Origin of the sequence: Rhizobium sp. BK399, from assembly GCF_014194695.1 — a bacterium.
In the GTDB taxonomy this organism is placed as follows: Bacteria; Pseudomonadota; Alphaproteobacteria; order Rhizobiales; family Rhizobiaceae; genus Rhizobium.
In genome coordinates this window covers 48,566-64,323 of sequence record NZ_JACIAH010000025.1, presented here as the reverse complement: position 1 = coordinate 64,323, position 15,758 = coordinate 48,566, and the positions used below count along the sequence as shown (strand labels likewise).

Below are 15,758 nucleotides of genomic sequence, written 5' to 3'. Positions count from 1 at the left end.
CGTTGCCGTCGCCGGCCGTCACCACATCGTCGCCGTCCTCGCCGCGCAGGATGTCATTGCCCGCATCGCCGGCAACGATATCCCCACCACCACCGCCAAGGATCGTATCGGCACCAGCCGCCCCAATCAGAACATCCCCAGCAACAGTCCCGATCAATGTCCGAGCCGCAACAGGAAGCGGATCGGAACCGCCGTCACCGGAGCCATCGTCATCGCCGCCGCCCTGGTTTTGGCCATCATCGTCACCGCCGCCGTTGCCGCCACCGTCGCCACCACCGGTCTGGCCATCATCGCCCCCACCGGTCTGGCCATCGTCGCCACCGCCGGTCTGGCCACCATTGCCGCCATCATCGCCGCCCTGGTCCTGACCGTCGTCATCGCCACCATCCTGGCCATCGTCGCCGCCACCGCCATTCTGGCCGTCGTCGCCCCCTCCACCCTGGTTCTGGCCATCGTCGTTTCCGCCGTCATCGCCGCCTTGGTTCTGACCATCGCCGCCACCGCCCGTCTGGCCGCCAATGCCTCCATCCGCACCGCCGCTACCGTTGGCCGGGGTTACCTCGAACGTGGGCACGCCAGCACTCGGGAAAGTGATCGAATGCGTGCCGTTCGACATGGTGGTCATGCCGTTCGCTGTCGTCGACTGGTAGTCGGCGAGGGTCGATCCGGCTGCGAGTCGGATGATGTCCTGTGGGCGCAACGTTCCGACGATCGTGTCGTGACCGCCATTCGAGGTGAAGACGATGCGGTGTGCCGATGTCAGCCCACTGATGTCGACCGTATCGTCACCGGTCGAGCCGTTGATGTGAACCGTGTTGAGGTTCAGGCTCGTCCCAACGAAATTGCCGATCAATTGTACGATATCGCCATTGGCGGTTCCGGGTGTCGGCGTCGTCGTCACCGTCGTCGTATTGATACGGATCTCCTCGATCTCGGTGAGTTCGGCGATTACGCTCGTCTGCGGGCCTCCAATGAGTGGTTGAACGGTACGTGTGATAATGATCTCCGCTGCGTTGGCAGCAGCAACGACACCGGCGGTCACCGCTGCATCGTGGGTATAGATCCGGAAGGTCTCGGTCGATGCCGAGCCGTTGATGACGAACGTATCGCCTACGGTTCCTTCCGTTCCGCCGTTGATGACATCGCGGCCGTCGGTCGCAATATCGAAGCCCAACAGGCTCGTGGCGCTCCAGCTAATCGTGTCGTCGCCAGCGCCGCCTGTTATGGTATCGTTGCCGGCACCACCGTTGAGGGCATCGTTGTCATTGCCACCGTCGAGCGTGTCCGCGCCGGCGCCGCCATTCAGCGTGTCGTTGCCGTTGCCGCCGTTCAGCGTATCGTTGCCGCCGCTGCCGTTGAGGACATCGTTGCCATCATTGCCATTCAGGATGTCCGGACCTCCGCGACCGTTCAGCAGGTTTGGACCCGCAGTGCCGTTGAGCGTTTCAACCGCGACGTTGGCGTTGTTGCCGACTCGCGCCGTCATCACCGAAGTAACGGTCTCTGCCGTACCACCCTGATCGGTGTAGTCGACAGTGACGCGTACCAACTGTCCGGCCCGCGCAGCAGGAACGGTGAAGCTCTGCGTCGTCGCCAGCGTCGCAGACCATGTCAGGCCGTCGTCGGTCGACGCCTGCCACCGGAAGCTGAAAGCGCCAAGGCCGTTCGGGTCGGCAATGCCGGTGGTGTCGGCGGTCAGGACGTTCTCGGCGCCTGTAATCGTCGGCGCGCCGGTCGGCGGACGATTGACGATCAGGACATCGCGGTCGGTGAAGCGCAGCGTCTCGATGTTCCACAGCTTGTCGATGCCGTCATCGCCGTTTGTGACATCGGTGTCCGTGACCGTCCAGCTTCCGTCCAGATTGTGCTGCCAGGTATAGCCCGACGATGCGCCAAAGTAGATGGAGACGTCATTGGCGGTATTGTCGGTGTCGCCATCAAGGATTTCCCTGATCGCCTCGAGCTGGCCCGGGTTGAGCGTGCGGTCCAGCATTGCCTGCGACATTGTCTTTCCGCCTGCAATGAAGATTGGGCTGCCGTCCGGATTGAACAGAAGATTTCCTGCTGCATCGACAGCATTGATCTTCATCGCCATGCCATCCGACGTGCCGATCACCGCGCCGGTGCCGTCCTTGTTGGCGTGGACCAGGATGCGAACATTCAGCCAGGAGTCGCCATCGATGATGTCATTGCCGGCACGGCCAGTGATCCGGTCGCTGCCGCCGCCGCCGAGAATGATGTTTGCGCCGGTGCTCGTGTTGAGGCGAATGCCCGGATGGGTAACGCCGAACTCGTCGACATCGCCATCATCGATGCCGTTCAGCAGAGCAGAAAGGCCGCGAATGCGATCGACCCCTTCCTGGGTCAGCGCGCTGTCGAAGATCGTGCCACCTATGATTTCCGCCCCACCGGCACCGACGGCACCGAGAGGCTCGTCGCTGCCCCAGAGCTGGTCATCGAACTTCCAGCCGGAAAGACCTTCGGTGGAGTCGAACCGGTCGCGAAGCGTCAGGTCTTGCTGGATGTCGAAGCCGTTAACGGCCGGGATGCCGTTCGCGACAATCCCAAGCGCCAGATCGGAGTGAGCGGGATTGGGATCGAACTTGTGGACACCCCAGTCGAAGCCCAGCATACCATTGTTGCGCTGGATGCCGGCACCTTCGAACATGATGTCGTCGCCGGATTCACCGTCGTAGTCGGTATCGTTGTTCTGGCCGTTCAGGATGTCGTGGCCGATGATCGTCGAGTTGAAGAACAACTGCGAATTTTCGCCCGAAAGCGTGTCGAAACCATCGCCGCCTTCGATCCAGTCATCGCCTTCGTTGCCCATCAGACCTTCGTTGCCGATGCCACCGAGAACGAAGTCGTTGTCACGACCGGCAAACACCTCGCCGCCGTCGGTCCCGGCCAGGATGAAATCCTGGCCCTCGCCACCGAACATGATATTGAGGCCGGCACCAGCGCTGATAACGTCATTGCCGGCGTCGCCGCGCAGGAAGTTGTCGCCGAAGGGGTCGACAATGATATCGTCGCCGTCCCCACCGAAGACCTGGTCGGATTCCGTCTGCGCATTCAGGTAGTCGTCACCGCCGTCACCCCAAAGTGTGTCGATGCCGCGGTCGCCGATCAGCGTGTCGTTGCCTTCCGTGCCACCGAGGACGACGTGCTCGCCGCCGCTGAAGCGCAGATAGCCACCGTCACCTTGCCCGTCGCCATCCACGTCTGCCCCGGGATTGATGCGCGTAACCTTGGGGTCGATCGCCTGAAGGATGTCACTGTCCTGCATCGGGTCGGCAGAACCTCCCGCCTGGAAGATCGCGTGCCCAGACGGATCCAGAACAAGATTGGTTATCTGCTTGATCGTTGGATCGAGTTCGAGAATGAGGTCCGGGGTATCGAACAATGTGCCCGGCAGGTGCGAAGAATGCGTGTCGCCGAGATCGGTGTTGCGCATGACGAGCGCCGCGAAGGTATTGGGCTCCAGTTCGTTCAGCAGGTTCAGACCCTGCAGACGGCTGAGGTAGTAAAGCCGGTCGCCATTCTGCAGCTTCTCCATCTGGTTTTCGAAGACATAGTTGAAGGTCGAGCCAAGCATGCCGCCGAACTCGGTCTTGCGCTCGGCCAAGCCACCGATCCAGAGATCGACGAGGTTGAGACCAGACTCCACGCCTGCCCATGCACCGGTACTGTTGAGGAAGGCGATGCGATCGGCAATGTTGGCACCGACGACGGTTCGATCGTCGGCGGTCGTGGTCGGATCGCCCTGAATGGTTTCGGTCGAGCCAAGCACCAGCGCCATTGCGACGGCCCGCTTGCCTTCCAGGGTCGTCTCTGCAAGCAGAAGCGGATGCGTGCCATATGCAGCGATGAAGTTGACGATCGACAGCGGGTTCTTGAGATTCTGGGCATAGGCCAACCAGTTGTCGTAAGGCTTGAGATCGACGTTGCCGCTGTCGTGATAGAAGCCTGCACGGGCCACATTGAATGCCGGTACCCCCGTATCCCGGCCGCGGGCAAGGTTCAGCGCGGCAAGATCAAGCGGCAAGCCGAGTAGCCGATTGCGCAGGGTATCGACAACAAACTCGTCGATCTCGTTGCCTGCCTGGCGTGTCATGCCGCGAATGATCGCACCGCTGGCTTCAAAGGCCGTGATGCCGCTGGCTTCGAACGCCTGCGGGTTAAGGAACCCGTCGAAGAGCGCGATGTCATCGGCATTCATATTGATATCGAGCCGATCGATCGTGTCGGTCAGCATCGAGTGGCCGAAGCGATAGACGACGTGCGCGAACTCGGCGACGATCGCAGGATTGATATCCGGGGTGTTCGTGAAGACGAACGGATTGACCGCTGGCTGAACCTTGCGCGCAAACTCTTCGAAGACGAGATGCTGGTACTCCATCTCGGTGACGAATTTCGCCGATTGGAAGAGGCGTTCGCCATCCCAGACGAGCGATGCGGCGCTCGCAGGTGTTGGCAGGCTCGAGATTTGATGGTCCTTGTCCAGCCACTGGTTGATGAAGGCGAGGTCGCCGGATGCGAGGATCGTCTGCTTGTTGGCATCGACCAGTCGATTGTGTTCGGAGTGGAAGATGTTGTGAACGGCAGTCAGGCCGATGTTCTCGTTGCCGCGACCGTCGCCGGTGACGAAATGCGCATCGAGCATCTCGTTGTCGTAGGTTAGCGGATCATTGTCGTCAACGGTCAGGTTGTCGAGGTCTGCCGTCTGGCGGACCGGCGGGGTCGCAGGGTTGTGATCGGCATCAACGAAGACTGGTTCGGCATGGTGAGCGATATCGTTCAGGAACGCATGACCCGTGCGCAGTGCGGTCGGCGGGATGGTAAGCCCTGCCGCGGTGCCCTCCAGGAGCCAGTTTGTCGGGTGCGTCGCATCTGGCGGCATCACCAATTGGGCAAACCCGTTCGGTCCGCGGATGAATTCGCCATAGGGGTCGGTTGCAAGCAGCGGCACGTCAAGGACGTCGTAGTCATCGAGAATGAGGCCAAGCATGGCTTTCGCCTGAGCCTTGGTATCCCCCCAGGTGGCAATGCCGCCATGCGCACCGTCCAGGAGTTTCCCGGTAGAGACAGCGTGCGAGTCGAGAGTTCCGTCGCCGTCCGAGTCAACCGAGAAGGCATACTGGCGCAGGAAAACCTGGTGCGATGGATGGGAGGTGTATGTCTGGTTCTGATCCACCCAAGGTGTCGTGGTGTTAATCGTTTCGTGATGCGTGTCGTCGGCCGTGCCCATGATGCCGTCGGCGCCGGGGCCATCGACCTGGGTGCTGCGGGTGAGCGCCATGAAGTTGGGCGCACCGGGCGTTGGGTCATAAAGCGGATCGTCCGGCTGCAGCGGCACGAAAACGGTACCGTTGCTACCCTTTGTGATCAGGTCGAGGCCATGGTCGAAGAACTGGCCAAAGAAGGTCATCCAGCCGTTGAACTGCGGCGAGAGCCCAACGTCCGGCGACTGGTTTGGAATGTTCGACAGGTCTGCATTCGTCAACTCGACATCGTTGGGATTAACCGCCTCGCCGGGTGCGACCGGGTTCATGCCGGGGTGGGCCTCTTCCCAGGCAGCGACTGACAACGGGTTGGCAAACCAGGCAGCGATTGCCGCCGGGTTCGTTACCGTCATATCGACGATCAGGTTGCTGATCGTGCGCGGATCGGCGTCGACGACGCTTCCGGTCGAACCATAGTCGGTGTTGGTCAATACCGGCGCAGGCGGTGGCCCGAGCGGCAGGCTGTCCCCATCCTGATCATTGAGGAAATTCGGATCCAGCAAACGCGGCAGTATCTGGTCGGCAGCGCCGACGAACTGGCCACCCGGCAACAGGTTGTTGTTGCTGCCATCGACATGGCGCAGACCCCACGGAAGGATTGCCGCATTGGGCCCGATGATCGATTGAAGGCTCTCCCCGCCAACTTCGCGCTCGGCGATGATGATCTGCTTCAGGATATAAGCGAGGTCGTCCTGGTTGACCGTGAAATTCGGGTTCTGCGTAGCCATGTCGTTACCTCCCGAAGAAAAACGCCGCCCCGCCGGAAGGGACACCTGTCCTTTCCGCTGTATATGGGCTGGCATAGTTGACTGTCGGAAGTTGTACCCGTCTTGTAGAACTGTTCTAGAGAACAAGGTCTGAGGATTAATACGACCAATAGGACACTTACTTTCCGCCACCTAAGTCGCAAGGCGTTTCGACGAAAGTCAGGAACGCTGTCGGACTAAAGTCCATGAGCTGAGATATCGCCCATTTACCTGAAAATATTGCGATTTTATCGTGAGTTTCGTCACCGCGTTCAGTTTTTTGTCAGCTTGGCCTGATCTACTGACTGATCTCGCAATGCCCCTTGGCGGGGCAAGCTGCGCACAAAGACAACATGGGGCACGTCCTTAGCTAGATCACCCGTTTGTGGAGACAGTATGTATATGCGTCGTCTCCTTCACGCTTTCGCTCCTGGCTTAACACAGGAGCGGGAAGAGGCTGCGGCCCATCCCCAAAGTGGCCGCAGCCTCACGTGCTGCATTTTCTTATCAGTGGACGTGAGGGGCCTTTGGACAGCCAACGGTCTCCAGCAAGCGCTCACATGGAAGGTAACGGCATCAGGTCAATCTCTGGGCTGGTTCGCCAGGCCTACAATGTAGGTTGTCGTCTTTTCGAATGGCTGCGATGCTGACATGAGAGGGTGAAGCAGCAGGCAGGCTTTCGGCCCCTCAAGAAAGCGCGTCTAAATATATTGTCATGCCATTGATCCCTCCTTGGCATCGCAATTAGGGCCAAGGCGGGCGGACTGGGATGATCTAATGCGTAAGTTGATGATCGTTACGTTTTGCTGCCTATCCAGCGGTGCTCACGGGGCAGACCAGGCGACTGTGAAAGATGTAGTCGGGTGGGCCAGGGATGGCAACCAGGAGTTTGTGGCGCTACTTACGGGGGTCGGTCGCGGCGTCGAGGGGGCGAACATGACAATAGGTTTCAAGCAGCGGGAGCTGACGCTCTATTGTCAGCCAAATATTGCGATCACCGGAGATCAGTACCTTCGGATTATCGGAACTCACATTGAACGGCACCCGGAGCGCGGCAATCTTGAACCGGCCCTGATCGGCATTGTAATGACGATGGCCCTGATCGAAGCCTTTCCGTGCAAATAAGCCGCGTAAATGCAACGCGCCTTGTTCATCGGCGAGTTTTGGTGCAACCCGGTCCATACGAGCGCTGCCTTCGGTGCGCAGGCTGGGTCGTCGGTCTTCGAACCGGGCCCTGCGCGGAACTCCTCGAACGGAGGCTCTCTTCAGTTGCGCGCGATATCATTTGTGAAGGCCAGTAAAAAAAAGAACCCCGCGAGCTTGCGGGGTCTGGAGGTGAACATCGAAATGCGCCCAAAGGCCAGAGCGCAGCTGGAGAATAGCTAACGCGCTCCAAGACTGCAAATCTTACTTTGCCACGCTCGGCCCAATCATGGTCGGGCGCGACCAGAAGCCGCACTTTCAGCAAGGCAAGGGGTCTCCTATCTCCAAAGCGTGAGCAAAAAGTACTTCATAGCTGTTGCCGGGTTTGTCGGGCTTGCCTGCGTGTTGCTTGTGACAATTTCCATGCTCGGCCATACGGTGGCAATGCCGCCCGTCTAGTCGCCTTCCCTGACATGAGGCACTTGGACGAAGACACGCAGCGCACCACTCTTAAACTCTTTGCCATCATCAAGGTTTTGTAACGAGGTCGATTTGCCTCTCGTCGAGCCCGTTACACGATCTCCATTTGAAGCAAGCACTTGATCATCCGGAAGATCAGGGGATGAAGCGCGGCTGTCGGATTCAAGCCGTCTGGTTTCAGCCGCTATCTCGGCCAAAGACTGTTCATCGAAGCTAAGCTCTGCTGCCAGGACATGGGCAAGCAAATGCAGGAGTTTTCTGACAGCGAGCGGAGCGGTTGGGGCTTGCCAGCTGATCAATTCTTTCCTTGTCGTCTGTTCATCTGCGAGGGCAGCCGGAAAGGAGAGCGGGGCCCCGTCGCATCGGGACAAGCGCTTTTTGGAGTCGATCACCTGAATTGTCGATCGCGCATGTGCCATAACGCGTCGGACCATCTCGGTCTCCATGTTTTCGTCTTCCATGACTGTCTCCTTGACGCAAAGAACGGCCCCAAGCGCGGTGCGAAAGGAGCGTCCGGCTGACGTTACTTAAAACGGGATAGCCAACGACGTTGCCGGTGGTATAAATCAGCGCGTGAACGTGGATGGATGCATGACGACAAGGACTGACGCGTACATTGCCGAAACGGGACTTGAGGCGACAACTGATGCCAAGGTCGAACGCCCCGTGTACCGGCGCCCTGGCTTTGAGGGGATCCCAAGTTCAAAGGAGATGGACGAAAGCATTGCCAAATCGTTGCGGGCATTCCGCATCGAAAAGGACCTATCGAGGGCGGAGCTGGCGCTCCTTCTCGGATCAATCGAAGCGGTCTACGGCAGGTACGAACGGGCCATCACCAAGCTCCATGCAACGCAGGTTCTGCATCTTTGCGAAGTGCTCGAAATTTTTCCCGACGATTTATTGTACGACGCGGCTCCGCATCTTTGGGGGCGAACCAAAGAGGAAGCTGACGAGCGCCGTCGCATCACGAAGATGATACAGTCCCTCCCGCCAGACACCTTGCGAACGGTGGCCACAATCCTCGACTCGATCTTTGCCCTGCAGCAGAAGTAGCCGAATTTCAGCTTTCACGTCGTAAGGAGGGTCGGACGAGCGAGTAGCGGTGCGGTTCGCCGCCTATAGCAGGGCGCGTCAGAAACTGCCTGCCGATCGGTCCACCTTCCGCTTTCGGGGGATAGACTGATCGGGCGCGGAGCCATTCGAACGAAAACCGGCATCAGGGCTCGTTCGAAAAGGTGGCAAGCAGCGAGATGAACTTCGGTCGCATCTTTTTCGGTATCGTCATGAAGGCGTCGACAAGCCGCTGTCCCTCTTCGGTCGCGACGAAGTCTTCCCGCAACGCCGCTTTTCTTTCCAGTTCGGCGCAGTCTATCCTGATCGGCCTGCTGAGGGTCTCGAAGAAGTAGGCGACAGGAACATCCAGGGCCTGGGCCAGGGAGTAGAGTGCCGAGGAGCTGACACGGTTTGAACCTCGCTCATATTTTTGGATTTGCTGGAAGGAGACGCCGACAGCGGCACCGAGGGCCGTTTGTGAAATGCGCAATTGCTGCCGGCGCTTCTTGATTCTTTTGCCGACCTCAACGTCAACGAGATGAAGCCCGTCGGTGATCGTCACCGATGCCGGATCTTTGAAGGTGGAACTGGTCGAGACATTCTGCTGCATGAAAACGCTCCCGCTGGCCAGCATGATGCTGGCTTGAGAAGCCGGGGAGTTGGAAATGCTGTTGGTACCAGCCCTCATGGATTTTAGCGCAAGCGCCTCTTGTATATTCCACGAGCTCCCCGACTCACTAGATCGCGAAGATTACGCTTTCTGCGTTTTACCAAATGAGGATTCCACGCCTCAAGGCGATAACCGCCTAGGTTGCAGACTAGCAAGATATTTCACGTTTGCAAAGAACTTTAAGACAACGTCTTAACATTTCCGAACTCAAGCTAATGCTCCTCCGGATCCTTCTCAGCCGCCAGCATGACCATCCTCAGCAGATAGCGAAGGAAGAGCATGTCTTCGTTTCCAGGATAGGTCTGGCAAATTTCCTCCGTCAGGCCCAAAAGCTTGGCGGCATCCGTGCGGACTGTCGCGAAGGCCAGGCGGCGCGCAGTCGGAGCATCGATGAGCGATTTATCGCGCCGAGCCACAAGACACCCCCGTCTATCCGCTGTGCACCAGACCGCTCCGGCTTCTTGTTCTCAAGCAGAGGACTTCTCCGACGATGCCGTAGTCTTTGTAGTGACGTGAGAGAAGGTCTTCGGGAAGGATCGAGTAGGCAACCTCTACCCGGTGTCCCTGGAGCGTGACATCGGCAAGCACCTGAACAGGATAGCCTCGTTGGCGCATCATCATGACGAGAGCGGGGTAGGTCAGAAAAAGAATTGCCTTCGCCCCCATACGGACGAGGCATTCAAGGACACCCGTCATCAAGAGATCGGAGGCAGCTATTCCGTTGATGAAGGGAGCATTGAGTGCGGTGGCGCACCTGCTCCACTCGAATATATCAGGTCCGGAAGGAAGGCTCCCGGGTGCCAGCTGACTGTAATCTCGGGCAAAGTGGGGTGCCGTGGTTGGAAGGAGGCGCGAATAGCCGATCACTTCCTTCTTGTGCACGAGCACAGCGTGCACAATATCCGGCCTGTCGTACTGGTCCCTCTCTCGCCGGTCTCGACGCCGCAGTTCGTTCCATTCCATCTGTTCAACGAAGCGGCGGTGCCGGAACGACCACACCTTTTCCATCAGCAATGGATCGTCATCTTCATCGAGGATGGTGAGCATGTTTGAACCCCGCGTGCATATTTTGAGCATGCAACCGGGGACTCCGAAAATCTATCCGTAAAATGTCGTATTTTTTAACGCTGCAAACCGCGGCGAAAGGATTCCGCGATCAACTGTGCCCGGTTGGATACCCCGAGCTTCTGCTGCAGGTTTCGGATGTGTTGCTGAACGGTGCGCTGCGAGCGATAGGTAATGCTGCCAATTTCCCTGTCGGTCTTGCCTGCTGCGCACAGGGTCAGGCACTCACTCTCGCTTCGGGTGATCTGCAGATCATCTCGCAGACAAGGCTCCGGCGGGGTGTTGAGATCCATGATACGCCGGTGGGTAGTCTCGGCGACAAACTGTAGAAGGGCCACTTCCGATGCCGCCACCGGGACACGCCTTCCCGCGACCGAGAAAAGGCCAGCGAGCCCGGAGCGAGAATGAAGCGGAATGGTCAGGCCATCGTGCATCCCGAAATCACGGGCTTCATCCATAATACGCTTCGGGCGCCCTGAAAGATGGCTGGCCCGCACCGACTGGGACCAGACAGACGGCCGTGCTGTTGCTCGGACGAGGCTGACGACGGGATCGGCGTGAAAATAATTGTTCTGAAGATAACGGTTGAGCCAGCCGTCGGGCCAACGTTGCCAGACGAGAGAGTCCAGTCGCTCATGGGCTAGTGGAAGAAAGGCCATTGCGAAATAATCGATCTCGAGCTGATGGCTCACCTTCTCCATCGTGCCAAAGATTTGCTGCAGGTCAGCCGGCTCTTCGCAACCGACCAGGAACTCATACAATACATCGGAAACTAACGCGCTCATCGGGGTCCTCCAACAAGGGCAGCATATCCGCCAGGCTGCACTTCATCAGGATGCATCCTCTGTTTGTATTGTCACAAAATCTTCACGTTGAAAAGCGGCTGGTCCGCGCAGGGCATCGAGTACGGCCGTGCAAGGTATCAGCTTCCTGCGCAACGAAGGCGGAGGCATTCCGAACCTCGTGGGGCTGCCTTTGGACCGGCGATCGCGAATGGCTCTCACCGACAGCTGATTGTCGCTGCGCAAGCATGTCTTCGCGACAGTCCGTACGTTTTCAAGGCAACTGCGATAGCATTCGAGGGTACCTTGCCAATGGGACTAATCCGGGTTTGGTGCGAAAAGCTCCGTCAGAATGAGCCCTCGAAGCACCATGCATGCAGTGTTCAAGCGACACCAGATCGACGTCTGCGCGCCCACAGATAAGCTCATCGAGCGCACTGGAAACCAGTTCTTTGACGTTCGAGGATGCATGCGAGGGGTATTTTTTTGGTTGCACGATCGCAAGCGTGGCGACTGGTCTCGGGTACCGCTAAAAAACGGTTTTTGTCGAGGTCGCTTTAAATGTGCGGTGATCACTCACGCCGTTGACCTGCGAAAGTCAGGGGATCGAGCCAAGTCGCCCAGGCGACCGACATTCCGGCAGACCAAACGGCCGTCGAGAGGCCGATGATTGTCACAAGATCGCTGAACGCCTTCTCGGTGTCTGTTGAGGCAATTGTCAGCTCGGCCTCCAGGTCGGCATCATCTGTTTGCTGTGCCGGCTTTGCGTGGCCATCTTGGGACTGTTTTACTTGTGGTCCAGCGCTTCCGACGACAACGAGAGGCGGGGTTTTATCGGACATGCTTGATTCCTTGATTGTGCTCGACAGCTGAACGAATGACCGGAAAAGGCATCGCATCAATGAGCTCGGCCTTCCGGCAACGATAGTTCCAGCACCAGTGAGGTGAACGCCACCTCTTCGACGTCTCGCAGTCTGTCATGTACGTTCTCGGGGCCGGCAATCATCGCTGCGATGGCAGTCGCCTTTACGCGATGGCCGTAATCCGAGACATAGCCCTGGAGAAAAACGTTTCGACCAACCATACTTACCGCGATGGACGAGGCTTCCAGCTCTGGTTCCGCAGACATGGCTGTCCGTACACGGGCGAGCTGATCGTGGGCGAGGAATTCCAGTTCGACGTTCATGTCAAGCTCCTTGTGATGCCAAGAGAACAGCGCAAAGCTGATTTGGTTCACAGGGCGGGACTTAGGTCCTAGATGCGGACGATCCCAATCGCTCGGCTGCGCGAATGAGGGCCGCTCGGGCATTGCGACTAAAGTCCTGCGGACCCCGGACTGAGGTCCGTGGTCTGGAACATTACTCGGTTCATGAATGTTTGCACCGCCGGCGGAATAGTCCGCTCAAAAGGAGGAAAACATCATGAAACTTCGAACAGTAGGTATCGCAACCGCGGTCGTCATGGCATCGGGCGTAGCGTTCGCACAATCGGCGATGGCACCCGAGAAGGTGATCACCTTTGTGCAGAAGGCTCCGGCCCCCAAGGAACGCATTGTGGTCAAGGAGAAGGTCGTCGTCGGCCAGCCGCTTCCCGACACCGTCGTCGTGACGCCTATCCCTGACGAGGCAGGCTACGCCTACGCTATCGTCAACGACGAGCGCGTGATCGTGGAACCCTCCACCCGCAAGGTGATCCAGGTCATCCAGTAACAACCAACCGTCGAACTTGGGGGGCGCTCACCATCATTCGAAGCGCTGGACTATTCCGAAAGGTTGGCCGATGCAGGTCTGAAGCCGTACCAGGCCGCCGAACGCGAGGCCTGGGAAGAGGCTGGCATCAAGGGAAGATCAACGAGAAGGTTTTCGGGCATTACGCTTATGCGAAGTTTCTCAAGGGTAGCGAGAGCGTTACCCAGTCGTCGGCGTCTATCTGCTCGAGGTTAGACGCGAGCGCCCGCGGTTTCCCGAACGAGGCGAGCGGGAACGGGCGTGGCGGCACCCGAGAGAGGCGGCGGTCCTGGTGAAAGAGCCGGAACTGGAGAGCTTGATCACCAGGGTGGGGCGAAAGGCGAGAGCATAGGTTTCCGTCCAAGCTCGCCGGTTCGATGCCAAGGCTAGGCCTTTTTGGGGTGTCGAACAAAAGACCGTCGACGAAGCTCGCAACGTCCAGAGGCTTTTGATGAAAGGGGACGTCAGCGTATTCGGTTGGAATGACCGGCCGATCGGCCGATCGCCTTGACCTTCGCGGCGACACGACCAGCGTTGTGGACATAGTGACCTGGACTTTGTGGGATGATTGGCGTTTGCAAAAATTCCGGCTTCGATTGCAACGATTGTGACGCTTAGGACCTTGGTCCGTTGGCAGGTATGGTTCATCGACCTACAATTGCCCTTAATCCGAGCGTTCGGATACGGGCGCTGGCGGCGGCGACGACGTGCTGATCTGTCGGTGCTCCAATGCTGGCTGCCGGAACGTGAGACTGGCAAAAGGCCTGATAATCGGGGCGTGCGTTGAGTAAGTCTTTTGACGAAATGACGGTCATCGAGAGACAAGAGGCGTTTGGCCGTCTGATTTGTCTCCTTCACAGGATGCGCCAAGATGCGGCAGATCAAGGAAGCGAACACCTGGTCAGGGCGTTGGACGAAATGCTCCACGCGGTTCGCGGTGCGTTGCCGTTGCTCCTAGAGGGTGATGGAAATCTAGCTGCGGATGTGATGAAGCAGGCAATTAAGCTCATCTTCGCCAACGCAAAGGTCGATAGCTCCGCCACCAATAGTACCCTTCACTGAATTTTCCACCTGATGTTATTGGGCGCAGGCTTTCACCAACGCCAACAACTGCGACCCAACTTTTCTCTGCGATTTGACAGGCCTTGGCAGTCTGCCGTGTCCCGAGCACGAAGGGCCGCGAAATCCAAAACTCAATAGACGCCCGGGTGACCCTGCAGGAGTCGTAGGAGGGGCTCTATCCTCGGATCGACTACCTCATAGTATGCCAAGCGCCCAACCTTTCGACGAGACAGGACATTCGCAGTTCGAAGCTGAGCCAAATGCTGGGAGACCATCGCCTGCGGGATGCCAAGAGTTTCCTGGATATCACCAACGGTCCTCGCTCCATCCAACAGACACACCAAGATCAAGACTCGTGTGGGATGCGCTATCAGTTTGAGTAGATGTGTTATCTCTCTCGCGGTTTGAGTTGAAGTTCGCCCAAGATCATTCATTGCTGCGGCTCGAAATTCCAGATTTTTATGTACGGTCCCCCGCAGATAAGATCATTCGCTAGAAATCAATAGTGTAATTATTATTTTTGCCATAACGAATCGGGGCTTTGTTCAGATTCATTTTGTGGCATCGGCTGATACTTGTGCTCTGGGCGGCAAGCGCCCCAAGCGATTGCGAGTGATGGTCAGGTAATTTTCGGTCGTAGCCTTCCGATGGCGGAGACAATAGCGATGTCTGAAGTGTCCCTTAGACGTGAAAAGAGAAGCCCGGCGCTTGGGCCGGGCTCTCGTGCACGCTTCGTCGTGTCAGTCCTGACGGAACGAGTTGTTCTGTCCGGTCTGAGACTGTCCAACACTATTCTGGGACTGTGATTGACGGCTGCGTCCGTCATCGATCTCGACTTCCGTCTTGCGTACGGTGTCATCGATCGTCTTTGTCTGCTCGGACGCGGTCTTGCGAATGCCGATCTCCTCGACCACGCGAGCTTCCTTCTGCACGACAGCTTCTTCGTGATGTTCCTCGGCGGAAATTGTCCGGTCCCGGAAGGCGTCGTCAGCGTCACTCACCGGACGATCAACGATTCGGCGCTCGATCTCGACGTTTTCCTCATGGAGGCGGACGTCTTCCTGCACAGGCTCCTCGACCGTATAGGCTCGAACACGAACGGAACCGTGGTTCACGTCACGCTTGCCGACGCGAAGATTTTCCTCAACGACTGGAATGCTCTGGTCGCGGTCACCGGCATCAAAGGCATCCTCGCGGGATGCGTTCGCTTGTGGCACGACGCGGTCGAGATCGTCATTGAACTTTCGCTGTTCAGAAAGGCCGGAGCCCGCACTAGTCCCGCGTTCATTGGCTGCGTTCCGGTCGTAGGTGGAAGTGCCATAGGCTTCGCTTGATCGAGCCTGCCAGCCTTCGCTACGCCATTGGTCAGCTCTCTCGTCGATGTCGATCGAACCCTCGTCATCAAGAATATCGTGGGCCGTTTCGTAGTTTGCATCGTCTACCTGAACCGAAACCAGAAATCCGCCGCGGCGAAGGCCTTCGGCATAAGTAGCGCGATCTTCATCTGGAAAGAACCAGTCCTCAAGTTTTGCCCAGAAGCCGGATCGGTCGTCGCTTGCCACGTTTGCGCGGTCGTTATCGCTTTCGTATCCGGAAAGGAAACGAATGGAATCGTCACCAATTCCAGCGTCTTTCAGGCGCGAAATAGCGTCCTCCGCTTCCGACCGTGTGTCGAAGAATGCCGACAGTGTGCTGTAGGACGAGCCCGGTACGGATGCAGGGGCGTTCTCGTTGTACAGGTTAGCCAC

14 protein-coding genes are annotated in these 15,758 nt (G+C 58.1%); 4 read left to right on the top strand and 10 right to left on the bottom strand.

The window, feature by feature from the left end:
* From FHT97_RS28790 to FHT97_RS28780, 3 genes are all read right to left on the bottom strand, one after another.
* A partial coding sequence (locus tag FHT97_RS28790; RefSeq protein WP_183864956.1) for a peroxidase family protein occupies positions 1 to 6,010 on the bottom strand: 6,010 nt, incomplete at its 3' end.
* A 915-nt stretch (positions 6,011 to 6,925) separates the two neighbouring features.
* Positions 6,926 to 7,210, bottom strand: coding sequence for a hypothetical protein (locus FHT97_RS28785; protein ID WP_183864955.1), 285 nt, complete (start codon positions 7,208 to 7,210; stop codon positions 6,926 to 6,928).
* A 416-nt stretch (positions 7,211 to 7,626) separates the two neighbouring features.
* The gene (locus FHT97_RS28780; protein WP_183864954.1) at positions 7,627 to 8,112 is read right to left on the bottom strand and encodes a hypothetical protein; all 486 of its coding nucleotides are present in this window, start codon (positions 8,110 to 8,112) and stop codon (positions 7,627 to 7,629) included.
* A gap of 130 nt (positions 8,113 to 8,242) precedes the next feature.
* On the opposite strand from FHT97_RS28780, the gene FHT97_RS28775 reads away from it, so the two are divergent.
* Positions 8,243 to 8,704, top strand: coding sequence for a helix-turn-helix transcriptional regulator (locus FHT97_RS28775; protein WP_183758726.1), 462 nt, complete (start codon positions 8,243 to 8,245; stop codon positions 8,702 to 8,704).
* A 163-nt stretch (positions 8,705 to 8,867) separates the two neighbouring features.
* On the opposite strand, the gene FHT97_RS28770 is transcribed toward FHT97_RS28775, so the two are convergent.
* The 6 genes from FHT97_RS28770 to FHT97_RS28745 form a co-directional block, all read right to left on the bottom strand.
* On the bottom strand, positions 8,868 to 9,314 hold the full coding sequence (locus tag FHT97_RS28770) for a helix-turn-helix transcriptional regulator (protein WP_183864953.1): 447 nt from the start codon (positions 9,312 to 9,314) through the stop codon (positions 8,868 to 8,870).
* 272 nt (positions 9,315 to 9,586) lie between these two features.
* Complete coding sequence (locus FHT97_RS28765) at positions 9,587 to 9,790, bottom strand: hypothetical protein (protein WP_183864952.1); 204 nt, start codon at positions 9,788 to 9,790, stop codon at positions 9,587 to 9,589.
* Between the two features lie 13 nt (positions 9,791 to 9,803).
* On the bottom strand, positions 9,804 to 10,421 hold the full coding sequence (locus tag FHT97_RS28760; RefSeq protein ID WP_183864951.1) for an acyl-homoserine-lactone synthase: 618 nt from the start codon (positions 10,419 to 10,421) through the stop codon (positions 9,804 to 9,806).
* Positions 10,422 to 10,495: 74 nt separating this feature from the next.
* Positions 10,496 to 11,224, bottom strand: coding sequence for a LuxR family transcriptional regulator (locus FHT97_RS28755; protein ID WP_183864950.1), 729 nt, complete (start codon positions 11,222 to 11,224; stop codon positions 10,496 to 10,498).
* A gap of 569 nt (positions 11,225 to 11,793) precedes the next feature.
* Entirely contained in the window at positions 11,794 to 12,063 is a 270-nt protein-coding gene (locus FHT97_RS28750) for a hypothetical protein (RefSeq protein WP_183864949.1), read from the bottom strand.
* A 56-nt stretch (positions 12,064 to 12,119) separates the two neighbouring features.
* The gene (locus FHT97_RS28745) at positions 12,120 to 12,407 is read right to left on the bottom strand and encodes a BON domain-containing protein (RefSeq protein ID WP_183864948.1); all 288 of its coding nucleotides are present in this window, start codon (positions 12,405 to 12,407) and stop codon (positions 12,120 to 12,122) included.
* Between the two features lie 235 nt (positions 12,408 to 12,642).
* Between FHT97_RS28745 and FHT97_RS28740 the strand changes: the two genes are divergently transcribed.
* The 3 genes from FHT97_RS28740 (at position 12,643) to FHT97_RS28735 (ending at position 14,010) form a co-directional block, all read left to right on the top strand.
* Positions 12,643 to 12,930, top strand: coding sequence for a DUF1236 domain-containing protein (locus FHT97_RS28740; protein WP_183864947.1), 288 nt, complete (start codon positions 12,643 to 12,645; stop codon positions 12,928 to 12,930).
* Positions 12,931 to 12,993: 63 nt separating this feature from the next.
* Positions 12,994 to 13,164, top strand: a complete 171-nt coding sequence (locus FHT97_RS31675; RefSeq protein WP_348649655.1) for an NUDIX domain-containing protein — start codon at positions 12,994 to 12,996, stop codon at positions 13,162 to 13,164.
* A 567-nt stretch (positions 13,165 to 13,731) separates the two neighbouring features.
* Positions 13,732 to 14,010, top strand: a complete 279-nt coding sequence (locus FHT97_RS28735) for a hypothetical protein (protein WP_183864946.1) — start codon at positions 13,732 to 13,734, stop codon at positions 14,008 to 14,010.
* A gap of 740 nt (positions 14,011 to 14,750) precedes the next feature.
* Here the strand turns inward: FHT97_RS28735 and FHT97_RS28725 are convergent.
* Complete coding sequence (locus tag FHT97_RS28725; protein WP_312859787.1) at positions 14,751 to 15,758, bottom strand: YsnF/AvaK domain-containing protein; 1,008 nt, start codon at positions 15,756 to 15,758, stop codon at positions 14,751 to 14,753.

What these genes read in the sequence shown, in the direction of transcription:
- FHT97_RS28750 (WP_183864949.1), bottom strand. Translation starts at nt 12,063, where the DNA reads ATGTCCGATAAAACCCCGCCTCTCGTTGTCGTCGGAAGCGCTGGACCA.
- FHT97_RS28785 (WP_183864955.1), bottom strand. Translation starts at nt 7,210, where the DNA reads ATGGACCGGGTTGCACCAAAACTCGCCGATGAACAAGGCGCGTTGCAT.
- FHT97_RS28760 (WP_183864951.1), bottom strand. Translation starts at nt 10,421, where the DNA reads ATGCTCACCATCCTCGATGAAGATGACGATCCATTGCTGATGGAAAAG.
- FHT97_RS28740 (WP_183864947.1), top strand. Translation starts at nt 12,643, where the DNA reads ATGAAACTTCGAACAGTAGGTATCGCAACCGCGGTCGTCATGGCATCG.
- FHT97_RS28770 (WP_183864953.1), bottom strand. Translation starts at nt 9,314, where the DNA reads ATGCAGCAGAATGTCTCGACCAGTTCCACCTTCAAAGATCCGGCATCG.
- FHT97_RS28775 (WP_183758726.1), top strand. Translation starts at nt 8,243, where the DNA reads ATGACGACAAGGACTGACGCGTACATTGCCGAAACGGGACTTGAGGCG.
- FHT97_RS28745 (WP_183864948.1), bottom strand. Translation starts at nt 12,407, where the DNA reads ATGAACGTCGAACTGGAATTCCTCGCCCACGATCAGCTCGCCCGTGTA.
- FHT97_RS28780 (WP_183864954.1), bottom strand. Translation starts at nt 8,112, where the DNA reads ATGGAAGACGAAAACATGGAGACCGAGATGGTCCGACGCGTTATGGCA.
- FHT97_RS28755 (WP_183864950.1), bottom strand. Translation starts at nt 11,224, where the DNA reads ATGAGCGCGTTAGTTTCCGATGTATTGTATGAGTTCCTGGTCGGTTGC.